This window comes from Herbaspirillum rubrisubalbicans (genome assembly GCF_003719195.1).
Classification (GTDB): Bacteria; Pseudomonadota; Gammaproteobacteria; order Burkholderiales; family Burkholderiaceae_D; genus Herbaspirillum; species Herbaspirillum rubrisubalbicans.
In genome coordinates this window covers 5,159,667-5,179,266 of the sequence record NZ_CP024996.1, presented here as the reverse complement: position 1 = coordinate 5,179,266, position 19,600 = coordinate 5,159,667, and the positions used below count along the sequence as shown (strand labels likewise).

Genomic DNA, 19,600 nt, shown 5'->3' with positions numbered 1-19,600 from the left:
AGAGACGACAATCATGTTTGAACGCATCATTCGCTTTGCCATCGAGCATCGATGGTTGGTCCTGCTGGCGGTGCTGGGGATGGGCGCATATGGGCTCTACAGCTACCAGAAGCTGCCTATCGACGCCGTCCCCGACATTACCAACGTGCAGGTGCAGATCAATACGGCAGCGCCGGGCTACTCGCCGCTGGAGACCGAACAACGCATCAGTTATCCGATCGAGACGGTCATGTCCGGCTTGCCCCATCTGGAACAGGTGCGCTCGCTGTCGCGCTACGGCCTGTCGCAGGTGACCGTGATCTTCCAGGATGGCACCGATATCTATTTCGCCCGGCAGTTGGTCAATGAGCGCATCCAGCAAGCCAGAAGTCAACTGCCGCCCGGCATCGACCCCGGTATGGGGCCGATATCGACCGGGCTGGGCGAGATCTATCTCTGGACCGTCGAGGCCAAAGACGATGCGCGCAAAGCCGATGGCACACCCTATACCCCGACCGACCTGCGCGAAATCCAGGATTGGGTCATCAAGCCGCAGTTGCGCCTGGTGCCAGGCGTGACCGAGATCAATACCATCGGCGGCTTCGCCAAGGAATATCTGGTGGCGCCGTCCCCGGAAAAGCTGGCTTCCTACGGCATGACGATGGATACGGTCATCAAGGCGCTGGAAAAGAACAACAACAATGTCGGCGCGGGCTATATCGAGCGCCGCGGCGAGCAATACCTCATCCGCGCTCCCGGCCAGGTCGGCTCGACCGAGGATATCGGCAATATCGTGCTGGCCAATGTGAAGGGCGTGCCCATTCGCGTGCGCGACGTCGCGCAAGTCGACATCGGCCGCGAACTGCGCACCGGTGCGGCCACCGAAAATGGTCGCGAAGTGGTGCTGGGCACCGTGTTCATGCTGATCGGCGAAAACAGCCGCAAGGTCTCGCAGGCGGTGGACAAGAAGATGCGCGAGATCAATCGTACCTTGCCCAAGGGAGTGGAGGCGGTCACCGTCTATGACCGCACGGTACTGGTCGACAAGGCCATCGCCACGGTCAAGAAAAACCTGGTCGAAGGCGCATTGCTGGTGGTGGCAGTGCTGTTTGTCTTCCTCGGCAACATCCGTGCTGCCATCATCACGGCGACCGTCATTCCGCTGGCCATGCTCTTTACCTTCACCGGGATGGTGACCAACAAGGTCAGTGCCAACCTGCTCAGTCTTGGTGCGCTCGATTTCGGCATCATCATCGATGGCGCCGTGGTGATCGTGGAAAACTGCGTGCGCCGCCTGGCCCACGCACAGCAGCATCACGGCAGAACGCTAACCCGCAGCGAACGCTTCCATGAAGTATTTGCCGCCGCCAAGGAGGCGCGCCGTCCCCTGCTGTTCGGCCAGTTGATCATCATGATCGTGTATCTGCCGATGTTTGCCTTGACCGGGGTCGAAGGCAAGATGTTTACGCCGATGGCATTTACCGTGGTGGCGGCCCTGATGGGGGCCATGATCCTGTCGGTCACGTTCATTCCGGCGGCCATTGCCCTGTTCATTGGCGAGAAGGTGGCCGAGAAAGAAAACTTCATGGTGGTGTGGGCCAAGCGCATGTATGAGCCCATGCTCAAGCGCATCATGGACAACAAGGCCGTCGTGCTGACCTTTGCTGGCGCGCTTATCGTCGTCTGCGGCGCCGTCGCCACGCGCTTGGGTACCGAATTCGTCCCCAGCCTGAACGAAGGCGACATGGCGATCCAGGCGCTGCGGATTCCGGGCACCAGCCTGAGCCAGTCTCTCGAAATGCAAAAGCAGCTCGAAAAGACGCTGAAACAGAAATTCCCCGAAGTGGAACGGGTGTTCGCCCGTACCGGTACGGCAGAAGTGGCGTCCGATCCGATGCCGCCGAACATCTCCGATGGCTACATCATGCTCAAGCCGCAAGAGCAGTGGCCCAAGCCCAGGAAGACGCATGAGGAGTTGCTGGCAGCGATTCAGGCAGAAGTGGCCAAGATCCCGGGGAATAACTACGAATTCTCGCAGCCCATTCAACTGCGCTTCAACGAGTTGATCTCAGGCGTGCGCAGTGACGTCGCGGTGAAGGTCTTCGGCGATGATATGGACGTGCTCAATGAGACTGCTGGCAAGATTTCGGCCGTGCTGGAGAAGATCCCTGGCGCCACCGAAGTCAAGATTGAGCAGACCACGGGCTTGCCGATGCTGACGGTGGACATCGATCACCAGAAGACGGCGCGTTATGGGCTCAACGTCTCGGACATCCAGGATACGATTGCCACCGCCATCGGCGGCAAGCAAGCTGGCACCCTGTTCCAGGGCGACCGCCGCTTCGGTATCGTGGTGCGCCTGCCCGACGATGCACGTACCGATCTGGAGGCGATCCGTCGCCTGCCGCTCGCATTGCCTTTGCAAGAGGACGCCGCGCGCACCAGCTATATCCCGCTCAGCGAGGTGGCCACGCTCAACATTGCTCCCGGTCCCAATCAGATCAGCCGGGAAGATGGCAAGCGTCGCATCGTGGTCAGTGCCAACGTGCGTGGCCGCGACCTGGGGGGCTTTGTGGCCGATGCCGAGCGCCAGTTGCAGTCCGAAGTGAAGATTCCTTCCGGCTACTGGACTACGTGGGGCGGCCAGTTTGAAAACCTGCAATCGGCGACACAGCGTCTGCAGATCGTCATTCCGGTTGCCTTGTTGATGGTTTTCGTCCTGTTGTTTGCGATGTTTGGCAACGTCAAGGATGGGATGCTGGTGTTTACCGGTATTCCGTTTGCACTGACCGGCGGCATTCTCGCGCTGGCCATGCGCGGCATTCCCATGTCGATCTCGGCCGCTGTGGGTTTCATCGCCTTGTCAGGCGTGGCGGTGCTTAATGGATTGGTGATGATCTCCTTCATCCGTAGTTTGCGCGAGGAAGGGCGTTCGTTGGATGACGCCATTGACGAGGGAGCCATGACCCGTTTGCGTCCGGTCTTGATGACGGCATTGGTGGCCTCCCTCGGTTTTGTCCCCATGGCTCTTGCCACCGGAACCGGTGCGGAAGTCCAGCGCCCCCTGGCGACCGTGGTCATCGGCGGCATCCTGTCCTCGACGGCGCTGACCTTGCTGGTGTTGCCGCTGTTGTACAAGCTGGCGCATGACAAGGACGAAGGGGAAGCGCCAGCGGTTCAGGGGGCAGGTCCGGCCTTCTGGAAGTTCTGGTCGAAGCGGTCATCCATGACGGATTGAGCGCGCGATATGAGACAAGGACACAGGCTGTGGCGAGTGTTCTGATCCAGAACCGGGCGCTGATCGCCGATGCTGCACACGCTGACCGATAGCGTCGCTTCGGCGATCACGTTATTTGCAATCTGGATGATTCCACACGGGCCTGAGTCATCAGGCCGATGATTTCACATTCTCCGCGAGGAGTTCTCTGGCCATCTGCTCGGCCTGCTCACGTGAGCTGGCCAGCAGTAGAGGGTAGCCCCAGAACTTGGCGAAAACTACAGAAAAAGCCTTGAAGCCAAGACGTTTCGCCGAGTTGGGTTCGACCACGACCATTGCCAGAACCAGCTTTCGCAATTGATCCTTGTGCTTTTTCATCCAGAGCGCAGTGCGTTTCTTTTCTTCCGGTGAATGCTCATGGTTTTCTTCAGGGACGGTATCGGTCAGGATGACGAAGGCTTCCTCGCGCTGCAAATTGGCCTCGAAGTCGGCGTAGTCCTGCTCGTGATCATGCCCAGGCTCTCGCGTAAAGCTCATCCATACCAGGGGGAAATCTGAATTATTCATCGACATGGCTGTTTCCTTTGTTGTTGATGTTGCGCCAGGTGACCGCAATGGCGAACACACCGGGCAATGAAATGAAGAATATTGCGGAGAAGGCGACGTGCCAGCCATCGCGCAAGCCGTCGGAGATTCCGCCTAGGGTATTGAGAACGACAAGCAGGGCACCCAGGACCAGGGTAAGCCACTGCGCCTTGCGGGTTCCGGTCAGTGCCAGAAGCACCGTGACGATCCAGCAGCCGTAGTACGCAGAAAACATCCACAGGACATTGGTCTCGAATGTGATGGCCGGTGTTGCTCCATGCGCCCTGACAAAGTCATTGACGTAGAAGAACAACTGGAAGGTCACGAAAAGCACGGCGCCAACGGCTGTGGTCAACCAGAATAAGGCGGTCTTGTTTGGGGGGCTCATGGCCCGGTTGGAGGCGGAGGAAGGTGAGGGCTGTTGGGACATGGAAGTGTTCTCGATAATGAAGAATTCAATGTTGGCGCTTGTCCGATGGGCGACAAGCGCGTGTCTGCGGGAAGATCAATATTTGTAGGCAAGCGTCACCATCGCGTTGCGTGGTGCGCCATACGTCACGGTATCGAAATCACCCTTTTGCAACGCGTATTTCTTGTCGAACAGGTTGTTGACGTTGACCGTCACGGTGGTCTTCGTCGAGACTGCGTAACGCGCCATCAGTGATGCCAGGGCGTAAGCCCCCTGCTCTCCACCCAGCGTACTGGTGCCAGTATTGGCCGCTTCGTAGAAGCGGCTCTGCCATTTGACACCGCCGCCCAGCGTCAGCTTGCTCCACTGTCCGGGCAGTCGGTAAGTAGTGAAAAGTTGCGCCGTGGTGCGCGGGATTTGCGAATTCAAGCGCACGCCATTGCCATCTTGCGCCGCGAAGTGAGAGAGGCCGGCATAAATGTTCCAGTCGCGTGTCAGTTCACCCTGCAGATCCACTTCTATACCGCGCGACTTGGTGCCATCTACGCCTGTGTAGGCTTGGGCGCCACTCGGTGTAAAGGCGCCGGCCACGATTTGGGCCGCGTTGTCCAGCTTGGTCTCGAACACGGCCACCGATGCATTCAGACGCCCGTCCAGATAAGCGCCTTTGAGGCCGATTTCGGTGGTTTTCCCGGTGGCCGGCGTGAGCACGTTGCCCTTGCTATCCTGATAGTCGGTTTGCGGGTTGAAGATGCGCGTGTAGCTGACGTAGGTCGAATAGATGTTGTTGATGTCGTAGACCAATCCCGCATAGGGAGTGAAGACACTGTTCTTCTTGTAGTGCATTGCCGAGCCGCTGACGCTATCGTCGATTTCATAGTTGCTCAAGCGACCGCCAACGATGAGTTTCAAGGGTTGGGCCAGCGAGAACCGGGCTGCGCTATAGACACCGCTCTGTTTGATTTCGGTGCGGGTCGGCGCCCAGTTCATCGCCGCGAAGTCAGGGCGGGCAAAGGGGGTGCTCAGGTCATAGATATTGACTGGGCTAAAACCAGCATAGAACGGTGCAACGTCGTTCTGGTTGGAAGTGCGGCGCGAAGTCGTGGCGCCCACCACCAGCTCATGTTGACGGCCCAGCAGTTCAAAGGGACCGCTGGCCATCACATCGAAGGTATTTTGACGACTGCTACCGTTGGAGGCGAGCCCGACCGGATACGCGCCGTTGGGGAAGAAGCCCAATCCGGTGCTGGCATCGGGACGGCCGACCAGACCGAGCAGTTCGGCGTTGTATTCGGTGCGGTACTGGTTGGCGATGGCACGCAGTTTCCAGCCATTGTCGAATCGGTGATCAATTGCGGCAAACGCCGTCTTGTAGGTGTTGTCCCAATGGCTCCAGTCCTGCGCGTAGCTTTGGGACGGGGAGTAACTGGCTTGCGTACCGTTGCTGAACCACAGCGGCAAACCGCCCCAGGTAGAACCCGTGGACGTCAAGTCCTGGTAGTCAAAGCCCAGGCTCGCCGTCGTTCTCGGGCTCAGATCGGCCTCGACGATGCCGTAAAACGATTTTTTCTCCGGCTTGTAGCCATTGATGTAAGAGTGTCCTTCTTGATCGGTTGCGACCACGCGCGCGCGGATGCGACCGTCCGCAGTCAAGGGCGTCGAGATGTCGGCCGTTGCGCGGTGAGTATCCCAGCTCCCTGCACTGAGCGAGGCCGATGCCGAGAAGTCTTGGGTCGGTCTTTTACGCACAAGATTGATGGCTGCCGAGGGATTGCCGGTTCCGGTGAGTAAGCCAGAACCGCCACGCACCACCTCGACACGGTCATAGAACGAGGTATCGATGGCGCTGATGCCGCTGCCGTTGACGGTGTTGCCGACGACAGTGGGAATGCCATCGTACTGAACGTTGTTGATCAAGAACCCGCGTGAATAGAAACTCGTCCTCTCGCTATCGGACTGGTAAGACGAGATCCCCGGCGTGTTATCCAGTACACCCTGCACCGAATTCAATTGCTGGTCGTCCATGCGCTGGCGCGTGACTACCGTCACCGACTGAGGTGTTTCCTGCAGCGATAGTGGCAGGTGCGTGGCGGCCGCTGTGGTGCCTGTGGTGTAGGAGCCGCTACCTTCGGTGGTTGCCGTATCGGAGCGCCCCGAGACGGTGACGGTCGGCAAGGCTGTCTGCTCTTGAGGCGCCGCATCAGACTTGTTCTGTGTCGGTGACGAGTCGGCGGCGAAGGCGCCCTGCGCGCTCATGAGAACTGCAGCGGCGACGGCCGAGTTCAATACCGTGCGAGGCATATCCCTGACTATGCCCAGGTAGGGCCTATCGACAACAGGATAGGTGAGGAGATTTGCGCGCAGGTCGACTGATCGACGGGATTTCGAAACAGCTTTGAGAGAGGACATAAACGATAATCATTGTTATTTGGACACAGCATTTAACAATGGGGGAAAGAGGGGGGAGTAGCGAAACCAGGCCAGATTGTTATCCGATTAGGCCAATCGTGACGATTGCCGTCGGATGGCCGTATTGAAAAGTATTCTGACCTGATTTCGCAATGCGGAAGTTCCTTGGTATGGGTACGCTATGCGTCATTGTGGTTAGAACTTATTTCATAAATAGGCGTGAGATGCGTTCTGCCCAGAAAGGGCGCTGGCAAGGCGCGCGACGCGTCGTGTGGCGGTGCCACACGCAAGGAGCGCAACGCGGCCAGCGCCCTTTCTGAGCAGAACCCGAAGGGAGCGGCCCGTTTGGGCGAATTGCTGCGTTACGAATTTGGGTCAAGACGCCCAGTCTTGACCCAAATTCGCGCCTTGCACTTCATCCCAAACGGGACGCGCTCGCACTCACGCCTATCTATGAAATGAGTTCTAGTCATGCCTCAACCCGGCGCGCCAAGCCGGTCGCACAAGCACTTTGTTCTATCCCCAGGAAACCAACTGATGCCCCTACCTTGCCTTCGTCTATCGACTCTCCACAGTCGATTCCACTCGTCCTTATCAATGATGGCCGCTTGGGGAGCCATATGATTGCTGCCTCCAGCTTCCGAGCCAAGCCCATTGCCATAAGCGTCGTCGGCCTCGTGGTGGTCTTCGGCGCGCTCTATGCCGTGCGTTCCTTGCGCAGCGGTGGTGCTGAACACTACGCCATGCCCCCGCTGCCGGTTTCGACGATCCGCGCCGAAGCTCGTGCCGTGCCCGAAAACTTGCAGGTCGTCGCCAGTTTGCAAGCCGTGCGGGAAGTGCAGTTGGCTCCGGACACATCCGGCCGTGTGACCGCCATCCATTTCGAGTCCGGCCAGACGGTCAAGCAGGGCGGCTTGCTGGTCGAGCTCTATGACGCTCCCGAACAGGCGGATCGCGCCGCGGCAGTGGCCAAGGCCGATTTCGCCCAGCTCCAGTTGAGACGCTCGCGAGAACTGTCTCCTGCCGGCGCCGAGTCGCGTGAATTGCTGGAGCAACGCCAGGCAGACGCTGATCAGGCCGTCGCCGCCGTCCGGCAGCTGGACGCGCGTATCGAGCAGAAGAACATACGGGCACCGTTCTCCGGCCAGATCGGCATCCGGCATGTCAATCCAGGCCAGTATCTCAATGCCGGTGATGCGATCGCCACGCTGACCCAGGCCGACCCGCTTTACGTGAACTTCCAGCTCCCCCAGCAGGACTTGTCCAGGCTCACGGTAGGCGCATCGGTGCAGGTCTCCGTGGACGCTGTGCCGGGTCGGGTATTCACCGGCAAGATCAGCAGTATCGAACCGCGCATCGACGGTGAAACCCGTAACGTGGCCGTGCAGGCCATCTTGCCCAATGCCGACCGGCTCCTGAAGTCCGGCATGTACGCGACTGCACGCTTGGACTTGCCTGCTGTGGAGGATGGCATCGTGTTGCCCTTGACGGCGATCCAGACATCGGCATCGGGTGACAGCGTGGTGCTCGTGCGCGGGGCTGACGCGCAGGGCATCGGCAAGGCGGTCGCGGTACCGGTCGTGACCGGTCAGCGGCTCAATGAGGAAGTCCTGGTGACGCAGGGCGTCAAGGCCGGCGACATCGTGGTGATGGCCGGTCAGAACCGCCTGCCTCCCGGGGCCGTGGTGAAGATCAATGCCCCCGCGGCGGCCGCGCCCACCGCTGGCGCAAAGTAAGGGACGGCACCATGTATTTCACCGACATCTTCATTCGACGACCCATCCTGGCACTGGTGGTGAGCCTTTTGATCTTGCTGATGGGCGCCACCGCGGTATTCCTGTTGCCCGTACGTCAGTATCCCTATCTGGAAAACGCCACCATCACGATCAGCACCATGCTTCCTGGTGCGACCCAGGACGTGATGCAGGGCTTTGTCACCACGCCGATTTCGCAGTCCATCGCGACGGCCAGTGGTATCGAATACCTCAGTTCGACCACCAAGCAGGGCAGAAGCGAGATCAAGGCACGCCTCGTACTCAATGCCAATGCCGATCGAACGATGACCGAAATCCTCGCGAAGGTGCAGCAGGTCAAGTATCAGTTGCCTGCGGGAGTGACCGATCCCGTCATCAGCAAATCCACCGAAGGTGGCACGGCGGTCCAGTACATCGCGTTCTACAGCAATACCCTGTCTATCCCGCAGGTGACGGATTTCGCCTCACGGGTGGCACAACCCCTGCTGACGAGCATTCCCGGCGTGGCCTCGGCCGATGTATTCGGAGGGCAAGCCCTGGCCATGCGTATATGGATCGACCCGGTGCGATTGGCCGCGCATGGCCTCTCGGCCGGGGAGATATCGGCCGCGCTGCGTGCCAACAACGTCCAGTCGGCACCGGGCCAGCTCAAGAGCTCCTTGACGGTGACCAATATCAGCGCCGCCACCGACCTGCGCGGCGTTGACGATTTCCGTCAAATGGTCGTCAAGTCCAGCCCCGCAGGCGGCATTGTGCGGCTGTCGGATGTAGCCACCATCGAGGTCGGCGGCCAGAACTACAACAACCTGTCTTTCGCAAGCGGAGTGCCCGCCATCTTCGTTGCCCTTCAGCCTACGCCTGATGGCAATCCTCTTGAGATCGTCAAGCGCGCCAATGCACTGCTTCCCAAGATCCGGGCGATGGCGCCGCCGGGACTCACGGTGGCTCCCAATTACGACGTGGCACGTTTCGTCAATGCATCCATCGAGGAAGTGCAGCACACACTGGTCGAAGCCATCGCGATCGTTATCGTGGTGATATTCCTGTTCCTTGGCACATTCCGAGCTGTCATCATTCCGGTGGTCACCATCCCCTTGTCCCTGGTCGGCACGGCGGCATTGATGCTGGCCTGCGGGTTCTCGATCAACTTGCTGACACTGCTGGCCATGGTTCTGGCCATCGGGCTGGTGGTGGACGATGCCATCGTCGTGGTGGAGAACATCCATCGCCACATCGAGGAAGGTCTTTCACCTGTGCGTGCGGCATTGCTCGGTGCGCGCGAAATCGTCGGACCGGTGATTGCCATGACCATCACGCTGGCAGCGGTTTACGCCCCCATCGGTATGATGGGCGGGCTCACCGGAGCACTGTTCAAGGAGTTTGCCTTCACCCTGGCAGGCTCGGTAATCGTCTCGGGAGTCGTCGCACTGACGCTCTCGCCGGTCATGAGCTCGATGCTGCTCAGTTCCAGGCAAGGTGAGGGTCGGCTAGCCAAGCGGATCGAACACTCCATGGAAGCGCTGACGGCAATCTATCAGCGCATCCTTGCCCACACACTGGCCGCTCGCGGCGCGGTCCTTCTGGTCGGTGCAGTCGTGCTGGCCGCCATCGTGGTGTTGTTTGCCGGTACGCGTCGCGAATTGGCGCCCACCGAAGACCAGGGTGCCATCATCGTCGTCACCAAGGCACCGCAATATGCCGGAGTAGGCTACACGGCCCGCTACGCCCAACAGATCGAGAAGCTGTTCGAGTCGATCCCGGAATTCGACAGCAGCTTCATGAACATCGGTGACTATGCCGGTGGCCAGAACATGATGATCGGGGGCGCGATCCTGAAGGATTGGTCGGAACGCAAGCGATCGGCGACTGACATCCAGAGCCAGATTCAGGCGGCCGGCGGCGCCATCGACGGCGAGACCCTGACTGCCGTGCAATTGCCCCCGCTGCCCGGCTCCAGCGGGGGCTTGCCGGTGCAGATGGTGTTGCGTTCACCCGATGACTTCAAGATGCTCTATGAAACCGGTGAGAAGATCAAGAATGCGGCCTATGCCAGTGGCTTGTTCCTCTACGCCCAGAACGACCTGTCTTACGACAGCCCGCAGGCCCATATCACCATCGACAACGCCAAAGCCAGCCAGATGGGCCTGAGCATGCAGTCTATCGCTGACACACTGGCAGTGCTGGTCGGAGAAAACTACGTCAACCGCTTTAATTTCCATGACCGCTCCTACGACGTCATTCCGCAGGTACGTGGTAGCGAACGCATGACGCCGGAAGATATCGGTCGTTTCTACGTAAAGGCAAGCTCCGGTGCAATGGTGCCGCTGTCCACCGTGATCCAGGTGGAAATGCGGCCGCAGGCGAACCAGCTCGCGCAATTCAATCAGATGAACTCGACAACGCTGGAACTGCTACCGGCACCCGGCGTGAGCATGGGCGAAGCGGTTGCCTTCTTGCAATCGCAGCCACTACCGCCTGGCACCAGCGTGGACTGGCTCAGCGACAGCCGCCAGTTCGTGCAGGAAGGCAACCGCCTGCTGGTGTCGTTCTGCTTCGCGCTGGTGGTCATCTTCCTGGTGCTAGCGGCGCAGTTTGAAAGCTTGCGTGATCCGCTGGTGATCCTGGTGACAGTTCCGCTGGCGGTCTGCGGAGCACTCGTGCCGCTCTGGCTAGGCTATGCCACGCTCAACATCTATACCCAGATCGGATTGGTCACGTTGATCGGGCTCATTTCCAAGCACGGCATTCTGATGGTCACGTTTGCGAACCATATCCAGCATCACGAAAACCTGAGCCGCATCGATGCAATCGAGAAGGCTGCCGCCGTGCGGATGCGCCCGGTGTTGATGACCACCGCGGCGATGGTCGCAGGCCTGGTGCCCTTGCTGTTCGCAAACGGCGCGGGCTCGGCCAGCCGCTTCTCCATTGGCATCGTGGTGGTGATGGGCATGATGATCGGTACCTTCTTCACGCTGTTCGTGCTGCCTACCATCTACAGCTTTATCGCCAAAGATCACCGTGCATTAGCGCAAAGCGCCCGTGCCCGCGAACTGGCTACTGCGGAGGCACCTGATGTCGCACTCTAAACTGACCCCTACCATGTCCAATGCTTCCGGTGCGTCGCTGTTCATCTCTCGCCGCGTTGCTTTGATTGTGATTGTCACTGCCATCGCTAACACGGGTTGCGCCAGCGGCCCAGACTATCATCTGCCGGCTTCGCCGAGGGTTGCGGTCGGAACCTTCGTCAGCAAGCCAGCCAATACCGACACCGCTGCACCACTTCCTGCGCACTGGTGGAAGCTGTACAACGATCCCGCGCTCGACCAACTGGTGCAAGAAGCACTGACGGCCAACACCAATCTGCGCGTAACGCTGGCCAACCTCGACCGTGCAAGGGCCGTTTACAAGGAGGCACGTGGCGGCCTCTACCCTTCGAGCAACTTGTCCATCAGCCCCAGCTATGGCCGAGACCAGACCACCTGGACGGGGACCGGTCAAGCACCTACGCAGTTGAGTTACAACGGCGGCATCGACATATCTTACGAAGTCGACCTGTTTGGTCGGGTCAAACGCGATATCGAGGCTGCCCGGGATGATACCGAGGCAGTAGCGGCTGCCCATGATGCTGCCAAGGTGGTCGTCGTCGCCGACACCACAAAGGCCTACCTGGATGCCTGCACGTATGGCGAATCCATTGAGGTTGCTCAGTCCTCCATCGAACTGGCCCAGCGCAGTCTGGATCTGATAAGACGCCAGGAACACGCAGGGGCGGCTTCGCTTCTGGACGTGGAGCGGGCCGGCGTGACCCTGGCCCAGGCCCAGGCGGCGTTGCCGCCGTTGCAAAACCAGAAGGAGGCCGCGCTGTTCGAACTGGCTGCTCTGCTGGGACGCACGCCATCGCAGGTGCCCACGTCTGCGCGCGCCTGCACCAAGGCTCCCGAGGTCGCAGGCGCACTGCCTATCGGTGAAGGCACCGCGCTGCTGCGCCGCCGCCCGGACTTGCGCCAGGCCGAGCGCCAACTGGCCGCCGATACTGCTCGCATTGGCGTGGCGGTGGCCGACCTCTATCCACGGGTCACACTGGGTGCTTCGGCAAGTTACCTGCGCAATGACTTTCTGAATGGCAATCGCACCTGGTCGTTTTCCTTGGGGCCGTTGATTTCCTGGAGCTTTCCCAACACGATGGTTGTACGCAGCCGTATCGTGCAGGCCAAGGCACAAGCCGCAGCATCACTGGCCAGCTTCGATGGCGTAGTACTCAATGCGCTAAAAGAGTCCGAACAATCCTTGAGCGCTTATGGCGCGGCCATGCAGCAGCGGCAGGCACTGATCCAAGCACGTGACCGGGCGGACAAAGCTTTTCAGTTGGCAGGCCAGCGCTACCGTGCCGGATCGATCAGTTACCTTGACGTGATCGTTGCGCAGTCCAGCCTGGTCGATGCGAGATCGCAAGTGGCCGCTGCCGATCAACGGCTAAATTCTGCACAGGTCAGCGTATTCAAGGCGCTGGGTGGCGGATGGGAATAGGCTGTGGTGCGCCCGCGGTGACGGATGCCAGCCAGGTGGTGACAGCACCTCGCGCCGGCAGCAGGACCGCCCATGCGCCATGCTGCTTCGTGTTGCGACCGGCAACCGAGGTCCGGCATCGCTAAGGAACGACAATATGAAGCAATACGATGACTCGGGTGGGATGGTTGACTCGATTGCGCCATTCGGCAGCAAGAAGCTTCCGTCAGTCAAACACAAGCGAAAGTCTGTTGTGACAAGCCGTGCCGAGACGGGATTGCCGACATCGTCACAGCAACAACGTTTGGAAACGAATGGACTGCGGCCGACGAATGCTCGTGCCGGGGTGTTAAGCACCTTGGAAAAGGCTGCTCCCAGCTGTCTTGATGCCAGCCAGATATATCTCCTCCTCAGCACGCAGTTCGACAGCCTTGCGCAAGGATCGGTCTACCGAGCGCTCAACGATCTTTGGGCGGCCGGCCTGCTGGTTCGCACGGCAGGCGCGCGTGGGCGCGCCTTCTATGCGATCAAACCGGAGACGCCAGAGCACCAATACGTCACATTGCGTTGTCATTGTGGTGCGCGTCTGGTTTTCATTGAAGACCTTGCATTCCGCAAACGCCTGCAGTTGCTGGTATTCCAGGAGGGCTTCGTTCCTGATACGGAGCCGGTTTTCATCATTACCACCACGTGTTCCAAATGTCGCAAACTCCGCAAAGGAGCATGATGGAGGATAGAAGCCAGTGGCCGCTTTGGGCCGAGACAGCCTGCTCCATTCAGGTGGAGAATTCATCCGGGAGCATGATTCCGGGCACCGACGTATGCTCCGCGCCGCTCGTGCGATCCGAAAGGTAGCGTGCGGGAGACTTGCCGGTTGCCTTGCGAAACATGGTGATGAACCCACTGGCGTTTTCGTACCCCAGTTCCAATGCCACGCTTTGCACGCTTTCACCCTTGGTCAAACGTTGCAGTGCAAGGATCACATGCAGCTGTCGTCGCCAGCGCCCGAAGCTCATTCCGATTTCCTGCAGCAAGAGGCGACTCATGCTGCGTTCGCTCATGCCAATGCGCATCGCCCAATCGGCTTTCGAGGTCTTGTCCGAGGGATCTGCCAGAATCATTTCTGCGAGCCGGCGTAGTCGGAGGTCGCGCGGCATGGGCAGGTGCAGGTCTTCCACCGGCGCGGTTGCCAATTCATCGAGCAAGGCGGCAATCAAACGGTCTTCCCTTCCCCCCAGCGGATATAACTCAGCAAAGCCAGCCACCTTCAGTATCAGTTCGCGTAGCAATGGCGATACCGAAATCGTGCAACAGGTCTTGGGCAGGTCTGGTGCGGCATCTGGCTCGACGAACAGGCAATAGCATTCGGTTTCGCCGGCACCCCGTGCAGCGTGCGGCAAGTCGCCCGGTATCCATACGGCGCACTGTGGCGGCACGATCCACACACCTTCTTCGATTTCGCAGTTGAGGATGCCGCGTACCGAGTAGATCAGTTGCGCCTTGCGATGCTGATGCCGGGCGTTTTCCCAATCCTTTGCGACAGATGTAGCGCTCAGGGCTAGGACGGGGCGCGAGACGCCATCGACGTCCTTGGGTGCAACAGTTGGATCGGAGATTGCAATGCGTGACATATCGTCTTGTAAAGCCTTGCGAAAGGCGAGGTAAATTGGCCATATTGGAAAATATTATGACCAAATTGCTCAATATCGTCGATCGTCGTCCATGTACTCCGATTTCATGAGCAGCGCGCCTTTCTTCAATTGATATGTTCTGGACTTGAGAAGGCGGGATATCAGGGGAGTATGACAGCGTGGCAGCCTGTTCGTTTCCATTCCCGTGGATGACTGGGATCAGCCTGGGGAGTTGCTCGAGGCCACCGAAGTCACCACGCGCAGCCGCCCCGAGCCGGACGCCATCGCTGCCCTTGCCACCGCCCTACACCGCAGTGAGCGTCCGGCCATCGTCGTCGGTTCGGAACTGGACCGTGCCGGGGCTTGGGATGAGGTGCTTCGTCTGGCCGAGGTCTCCAACGCACGCGTATTTGTTGCGCCCATGTCCTCGCGTTGCAGCTTCCCTGAAGACCATCACCTGTTCGCTGGATTCCTGCCGGCTATGCGCGAGAAGATCGTTCAATTGCTCAATGGCCACGACCTGATTTTCGTAGCCGGCGCTCCGGCCTTCACCTATCACGTCGAAGGCAGTGGGCCGCATCTGCCATCCGGTGCGCAGCTGTACCAATTGATTGATGATCCGGTGACGGCTTCCTGGACGCCGTCCGGGACCGCCATCGTCGGCAATATCCAGCTGGGATTGCAAGACCTGTTGGCGCAGCTGCTGAAGCATCCGCCCGCCGCTCGTCCGCTGCCACCTGCGCGTGCTGCGCGTCCCCGCGCCGAGCCGGAGACACCGATGTCAGCGGCCTTTGCCATGCAGACCCTCGCAGAAGTGCGCGCAGCAGAGGATATCGTCGTCGAGGAAGCGCCAGGATCTCGTCCGACCATGCAGGCCTATCTGCCCTTTACACGCCCGGGAACCTTCTACACCATGGCCAGCGGCGGTCTTGGCTATGGCATGCCGGCGGCGGTGGGGGTTGCCCTGGCCAGGCCGCAGCAACGCGTCATCGGGCTGATCGGGGATGGTTCTGCCATGTACTCGCCGCAAGCCATCTACAGCGCAGTGCAGCTGCGTCTTCCCCTCACCTTCGTGATCATCAACAACAGGCGCTACGCCGCCCTGCAGGACTTCGCGCCGGTTTTCGGCTTCGGTGCCGGCGACGTGGTCCAAGGGACTGATCTTCCCGGCCTCGACTTCGTTGCACTGGCGCAGTCGATGGGATGCCAAGGGGTGCGTGTGAGTGAGCCCGGCGAGCTGGCCGCGGCACTGCAGACGGCGATATCGTCGAATGAACCCCGTCTGGTAGAAGTCGTGGTGCGCTGATTGTTTTCGTTAGGATTCTGCTTGGTTGCAAATGATACTAATGGCCTGGCAGCGAGATAGAAGCTAGAAACAACAGGAGGAGACTATGAAAGAAGTTGACATGCTGATCAACGGCCAGCGCCGTTCAGCCACTGGCGGTGCTTGCTTTGAGCGGCGCAATCCGCTCGATGAGAGCGTTGCCTCGCGAGCACCGGCGGCGACCGTCGCGGATGCACAGTCGGCCGTTCGCGCTGCTGCTGAGGCTTTCCCTGCCTGGGCAGCGATGGGCCCCGGAGAACGCCGCAGCCTGCTTACCCGTGCGGCTGATGCGCTGCAAGCCCGCGCAGACGCCTTTGCGGAGGCCATGGCATCCGAGACTGGTGCGTCTCATCACTGGGCGGCTTTCAACGTGCATCTGGCCGCCGACGGCCTGCGCGAAGCCGCAGCGATGACGACCCAGATCGCGGGGCAGCTCATTCCCTCCGATGTCCCAGGCAACCTCGCCATGGGTGTTCGCCAGGCCGCTGGCGTCGTGTTGGGCATCGCACCCTGGAATGCACCTGTCATCCTGGGCGTGCGTGCCGTCGCACTTCCGCTGGCCTGCGGCAATACCGTGATCTTCAAGGGCTCTGAAATCTGCCCGGCCACGCATGGCCTCATCATTGACGCATTTCAGGATGCCGGATTGCCACCCGGCGTGGTGAACTTCATCACCAATGCGCCGGAAGATGCAGGAAAAATTGTTGAAGCCATCATCGCCGATCCGGCAGTGCGACGTGTCAATTTCACCGGCTCGACCCGTGTAGGCCGCATCATCGCAGGCCAATGCGCCAAGTACCTCAAGCCTTCGGTGCTGGAGCTGGGGGGCAAGGCACCTTTCATCGTCCTGCACGATGCAGACATCGAGGCTGCGGTGCAGGCAGCGGCCTTCGGCGCCTTCGCCAATTCAGGGCAGATCTGCATGTCCACCGAGCGCATTATCGTTGACGAACGTGTGGCGGATGACTTCGTGGCACGCCTGGTGGCCAAAGCTCGTAGCCTGCCGCTGGGTGATCCACGCCAAGGGCCGGTGGTACTGGGTTCGGTCGTCGACCTGGCAACCGTGCAGCGTTGTAACGCGTTGATCGATGATGCCCTTGCCAAGGGCGCACGCCTGGTGTGCGGCGGCAAGGCCGAGAGCACGCTCATGCCAGCGACCCTGCTGGACCATGTCACAGCGCAGATGGACATCTATCACGAGGAGTCTTTCGGCCCGGTCAAGCCCATCGTGCGGGTCAAGGATGACGATGCCGCCATTGCATGTGCCAACGACAATGAATATGGTCTTTCGGCCGCACTGTTCAGCCGTGATATCGCCCGCGCACTGAACCTGGTACGCCGTATCGAGTCCGGGATCTGCCACATCAACGGAGCGACCGTGCATGACGAGGCGCATATGCCCTTCGGCGGAGTGAAGTCCAGTGGCTTCGGTCATTTTGGCGGTAGCGCCGGGGTGGCGGAATTCACTGATCTGCGTTGGATCACGGTTCAAACCTCGCAGCGCCAGTACCCGTTCTGAGGGAGTTCGCTGCACGCGGGGCGGTACGCCGTCCCGCTATAAAAACAATCGCCAATGCGGGCCGGCAATGACCGGACCCGTGCGATACAACCAAGGAGACAGCCATGAAAATGACATCCTGGCACCTGCATCACAAGCACGATCCAATCCGCATCAATGCGTTCGCCCCGGCCATCATCGAAGACACGATCCGGGAGCGCACATGAGCACCTACGGGATCGATCAAGCAAAGGTCGTCGACATCGGGCGCGTGCTGGATGAAGGGACGTTTACCGGCTTCCAGAAGATGGTGGTCATCCTGGCAGCGCTGTCGATCGTCATGGACGGATTCGACGGGCAGCTGATTGGCTTTGCCATTCCCAGCCTGATCAAGGAGTGGGGCGTCACACGCAATGCGTTTGCTCCGGCTGTGGCCGCGGGCCTGGTCGGCATGGGCTTGGGAAGCGCCTTTGCCGGCTTGTTCGCAGATCGCTTCGGTCGCCGCCTGGCCATCATTGGCAGTGTCTTCGTGTTCGGGATCGCTACCAGCCTGATCTCGCTTTCTCCGGATATCACCACGATTGCAATCCTGCGCTTTTTCGCCGGCCTCGGAATCGGCGGTGCCCTGCCTGTCTCTACCACGATTACGGCAGAATTCAGTCCGGCCCGGATACGAACCTTTGCCGTCACCGCGACCATCGTCTGCGTTCCCCTGGGAGGAATGTTGGCCGGTCTCTTCGCCAACCTGGTGCTGCCCCACTATGGCTGGCGTGGCCTCTTCTTGCTGGGTGGCATGCTGCCGGTGGCATTTTCGCTACTGTTATGGTTCTGCATTCCAGAGTCGCCACGATAAGGTACGTGTAGTTATCTTTCTCGGGCGCGTAGAAAGAGTTTCAGACAGGCGGATAGCTTCGATAAGTTCGCTCACCCTGCTTTGAGACTTTTCTTCATACGTTTCATCTTTGGGGCCACTTTTCTTTTTAGCCTTAGCTCGGTAGGCATCAAGCCAAGCAGAATCACGGATTTGCGCTCTAATGTGTTCGGGATAGGTCGTAATGAAGTGCGGTTTTCCAGACTCTGCGCAGCGCTGTATCGTTGAGTGGATTGATTGGCGATCAGAATGAATCGAGGGCAAGCGCCGTGGTCGCTCTGATGGAAAGACTCGGTTAAGCCAATCAAGATCGTGAATGAGCAAGTATTCGTACGCAACCTTATTCATTGCTAAGCGTTTCCCCGGGAAGCGTTCTGAGAAATCACACATAGACCTTTTGGCGTCGTCCAGAGTGGCGGGCATCTTGTTTCGCCTCTTTTCGCCCTGGGTGAGGTATCCATGTGTTGCGGGCGAGGTAATTTTTCCAATTGCCTCATCGTATTTGAGGCCTAGAGCTACTAATGCGGCGGCAATATCGGAGGCGCGCATGTTAGTCAGTGCATGGTCTGTGCTCCAGAATATTTCTACTTCGGGATGTCGCCCCCAAACGTGTTGGAGTAGTTGATGAAGTCCCTGCGCAGATTTGGTTTTCTTCAGAAGAAATGCGATGATTTGGCGCAGATCTAAGGAGCCGCCCTTTTCGCTAAGCGCGTGATAGCTGATCTCTGAGAGTGCGTAGAGCTTATGAGTCGTCGATATCTTCCGCCGCGGCAATGCACGAAGATCAGCTCCACATATGCAGTTATGAGTAAGGGGCTCGACTAGAAACTTATTTTTGGTGGCTAGGATTTTGTCACAGGCGGGACATCTGTCACGTAGGAGAACTGCATGTAGACGGCAGACCAATACGTTGGGTAATTGATGCTCGGTATGCCAGTAGGGCTCTCCGTGTGACTCGATGTCATCTGCGATACATAGGGAGCAGAATCTCGGGAGATGATGGCGCCGGCTAGGCGTCGCTGCGTCAAACGTCCGGCTATATGGCACCGTAGACATGCTCGCCATCGCGTCGTGCAATGTCGTCCCCAAATAGTGAAGTACTAAGCTAAGCGCAACGGGTGGCTGATGTAAGTCAAAAACTCGAAACCGCAGTTCCTGAAAGATGCCGAGACTAGCAAGTACGGAATTCCATATGCCTAGTGTGTTGTGGAATTTGATGCGTGAAAGCCAGGAGCCACAAATTTCGCCAGGGTAAACGGCAGGGTAATACGGTAAATAAACGGGTCTCTTCAACTGGGTATCGACATGATAGATACTCAGCTGAGGTTTTAGCTGAGCATGTATTACGGGGCGGCCGTGGTCTAAAGCATTTGGCCGTTAATATAAAGAGTGCAACGGGCTCTAATTGTAATTAGAA

The 19,600-nt window shown here is 59.2% G+C and carries 11 protein-coding genes and 2 pseudogenes; 8 read left to right on the top strand and 5 right to left on the bottom strand.

Annotated elements, in window-relative coordinates; all coding sequences use genetic code 11:
- Positions 1–13 precede the first annotated feature (13 nt).
- Entirely contained in the window at positions 14–3,217 is a 3,204-nt protein-coding gene (locus RC54_RS23090; RefSeq protein ID WP_061788488.1) for a CusA/CzcA family heavy metal efflux RND transporter, read from the top strand.
- 150 nt (positions 3,218–3,367) lie between these two features.
- On the opposite strand, the gene RC54_RS23085 is transcribed toward RC54_RS23090, so the two are convergent.
- The 3 genes from RC54_RS23085 to RC54_RS23075 form a co-directional block, all read right to left on the bottom strand.
- The gene (locus tag RC54_RS23085) at positions 3,368–3,769 is read right to left on the bottom strand and encodes a hypothetical protein (protein WP_058897673.1); all 402 of its coding nucleotides are present in this window, start codon (positions 3,767–3,769) and stop codon (positions 3,368–3,370) included.
- Positions 3,756–4,211, bottom strand: a complete 456-nt coding sequence (locus RC54_RS23080) for a hypothetical protein (RefSeq protein ID WP_058897138.1) — start codon at positions 4,209–4,211, stop codon at positions 3,756–3,758. The genes RC54_RS23085 and RC54_RS23080 overlap by 14 nt, the downstream gene beginning before the upstream one ends.
- Before the next feature lie 75 nt (positions 4,212–4,286).
- Positions 4,287–6,599: a TonB-dependent siderophore receptor gene (locus RC54_RS23075; RefSeq protein WP_061788487.1), complete on the bottom strand. Its 2,313-nt coding sequence runs from the start codon at positions 6,597–6,599 to the stop codon at positions 4,287–4,289.
- A 620-nt stretch (positions 6,600–7,219) separates the two neighbouring features.
- Between RC54_RS23075 and RC54_RS23070 the strand changes: the two genes are divergently transcribed.
- The 4 genes from RC54_RS23070 to RC54_RS23055 all read left to right on the top strand — a co-directional run bounded on the left by RC54_RS23070 (position 7,220) and on the right by RC54_RS23055 (position 13,586).
- Entirely contained in the window at positions 7,220–8,335 is a 1,116-nt protein-coding gene (locus RC54_RS23070) for an efflux RND transporter periplasmic adaptor subunit (RefSeq protein WP_058897136.1), read from the top strand.
- Between the two features lie 11 nt (positions 8,336–8,346).
- Positions 8,347–11,439, top strand: coding sequence for an efflux RND transporter permease subunit (locus RC54_RS23065; protein ID WP_058897135.1), 3,093 nt, complete (start codon positions 8,347–8,349; stop codon positions 11,437–11,439).
- A 13-nt stretch (positions 11,440–11,452) separates the two neighbouring features.
- The gene (locus tag RC54_RS23060; protein WP_061788486.1) at positions 11,453–12,880 is read left to right on the top strand and encodes an efflux transporter outer membrane subunit; all 1,428 of its coding nucleotides are present in this window, start codon (positions 11,453–11,455) and stop codon (positions 12,878–12,880) included.
- A 136-nt stretch (positions 12,881–13,016) separates the two neighbouring features.
- On the top strand, positions 13,017–13,586 hold the full coding sequence (locus tag RC54_RS23055; RefSeq protein ID WP_058897133.1) for a Fur family transcriptional regulator: 570 nt from the start codon (positions 13,017–13,019) through the stop codon (positions 13,584–13,586).
- A gap of 49 nt (positions 13,587–13,635) precedes the next feature.
- Here the strand turns inward: RC54_RS23055 and RC54_RS23050 are convergent, their stop codons facing one another.
- Positions 13,636–14,490 (bottom strand): AraC family transcriptional regulator, encoded by an 855-nt coding sequence (locus RC54_RS23050; RefSeq protein ID WP_058897132.1) that lies wholly within the window; start codon positions 14,488–14,490, stop codon positions 13,636–13,638.
- A gap of 178 nt (positions 14,491–14,668) precedes the next feature.
- On the opposite strand from RC54_RS23050, the pseudogene mdlC reads away from it, so the two are divergent.
- From mdlC to RC54_RS23035, 3 genes and pseudogenes are all read left to right on the top strand, one after another.
- Positions 14,669–15,796 (top strand): annotated as a pseudogene (mdlC, locus tag RC54_RS23045) (benzoylformate decarboxylase); the annotation flags it as partial.
- 85 nt (positions 15,797–15,881) lie between these two features.
- Entirely contained in the window at positions 15,882–17,333 is a 1,452-nt protein-coding gene (locus tag RC54_RS23040; protein WP_061788485.1) for an aldehyde dehydrogenase, read from the top strand.
- 202 nt (positions 17,334–17,535) lie between these two features.
- A pseudogene (locus tag RC54_RS23035) lies at positions 17,536–18,162 on the top strand (MFS transporter); the annotation flags it as partial.
- Here the strand turns inward: RC54_RS23035 and RC54_RS26025 are convergent.
- Entirely contained in the window at positions 18,133–19,476 is a 1,344-nt protein-coding gene (locus tag RC54_RS26025) for a TniQ family protein (RefSeq protein WP_164471235.1), read from the bottom strand. The pseudogene RC54_RS23035 and the gene RC54_RS26025 sit on opposite strands and share 30 nt — an antisense overlap.
- Between the last annotated feature and the right edge of the window lie 124 nt (positions 19,477–19,600).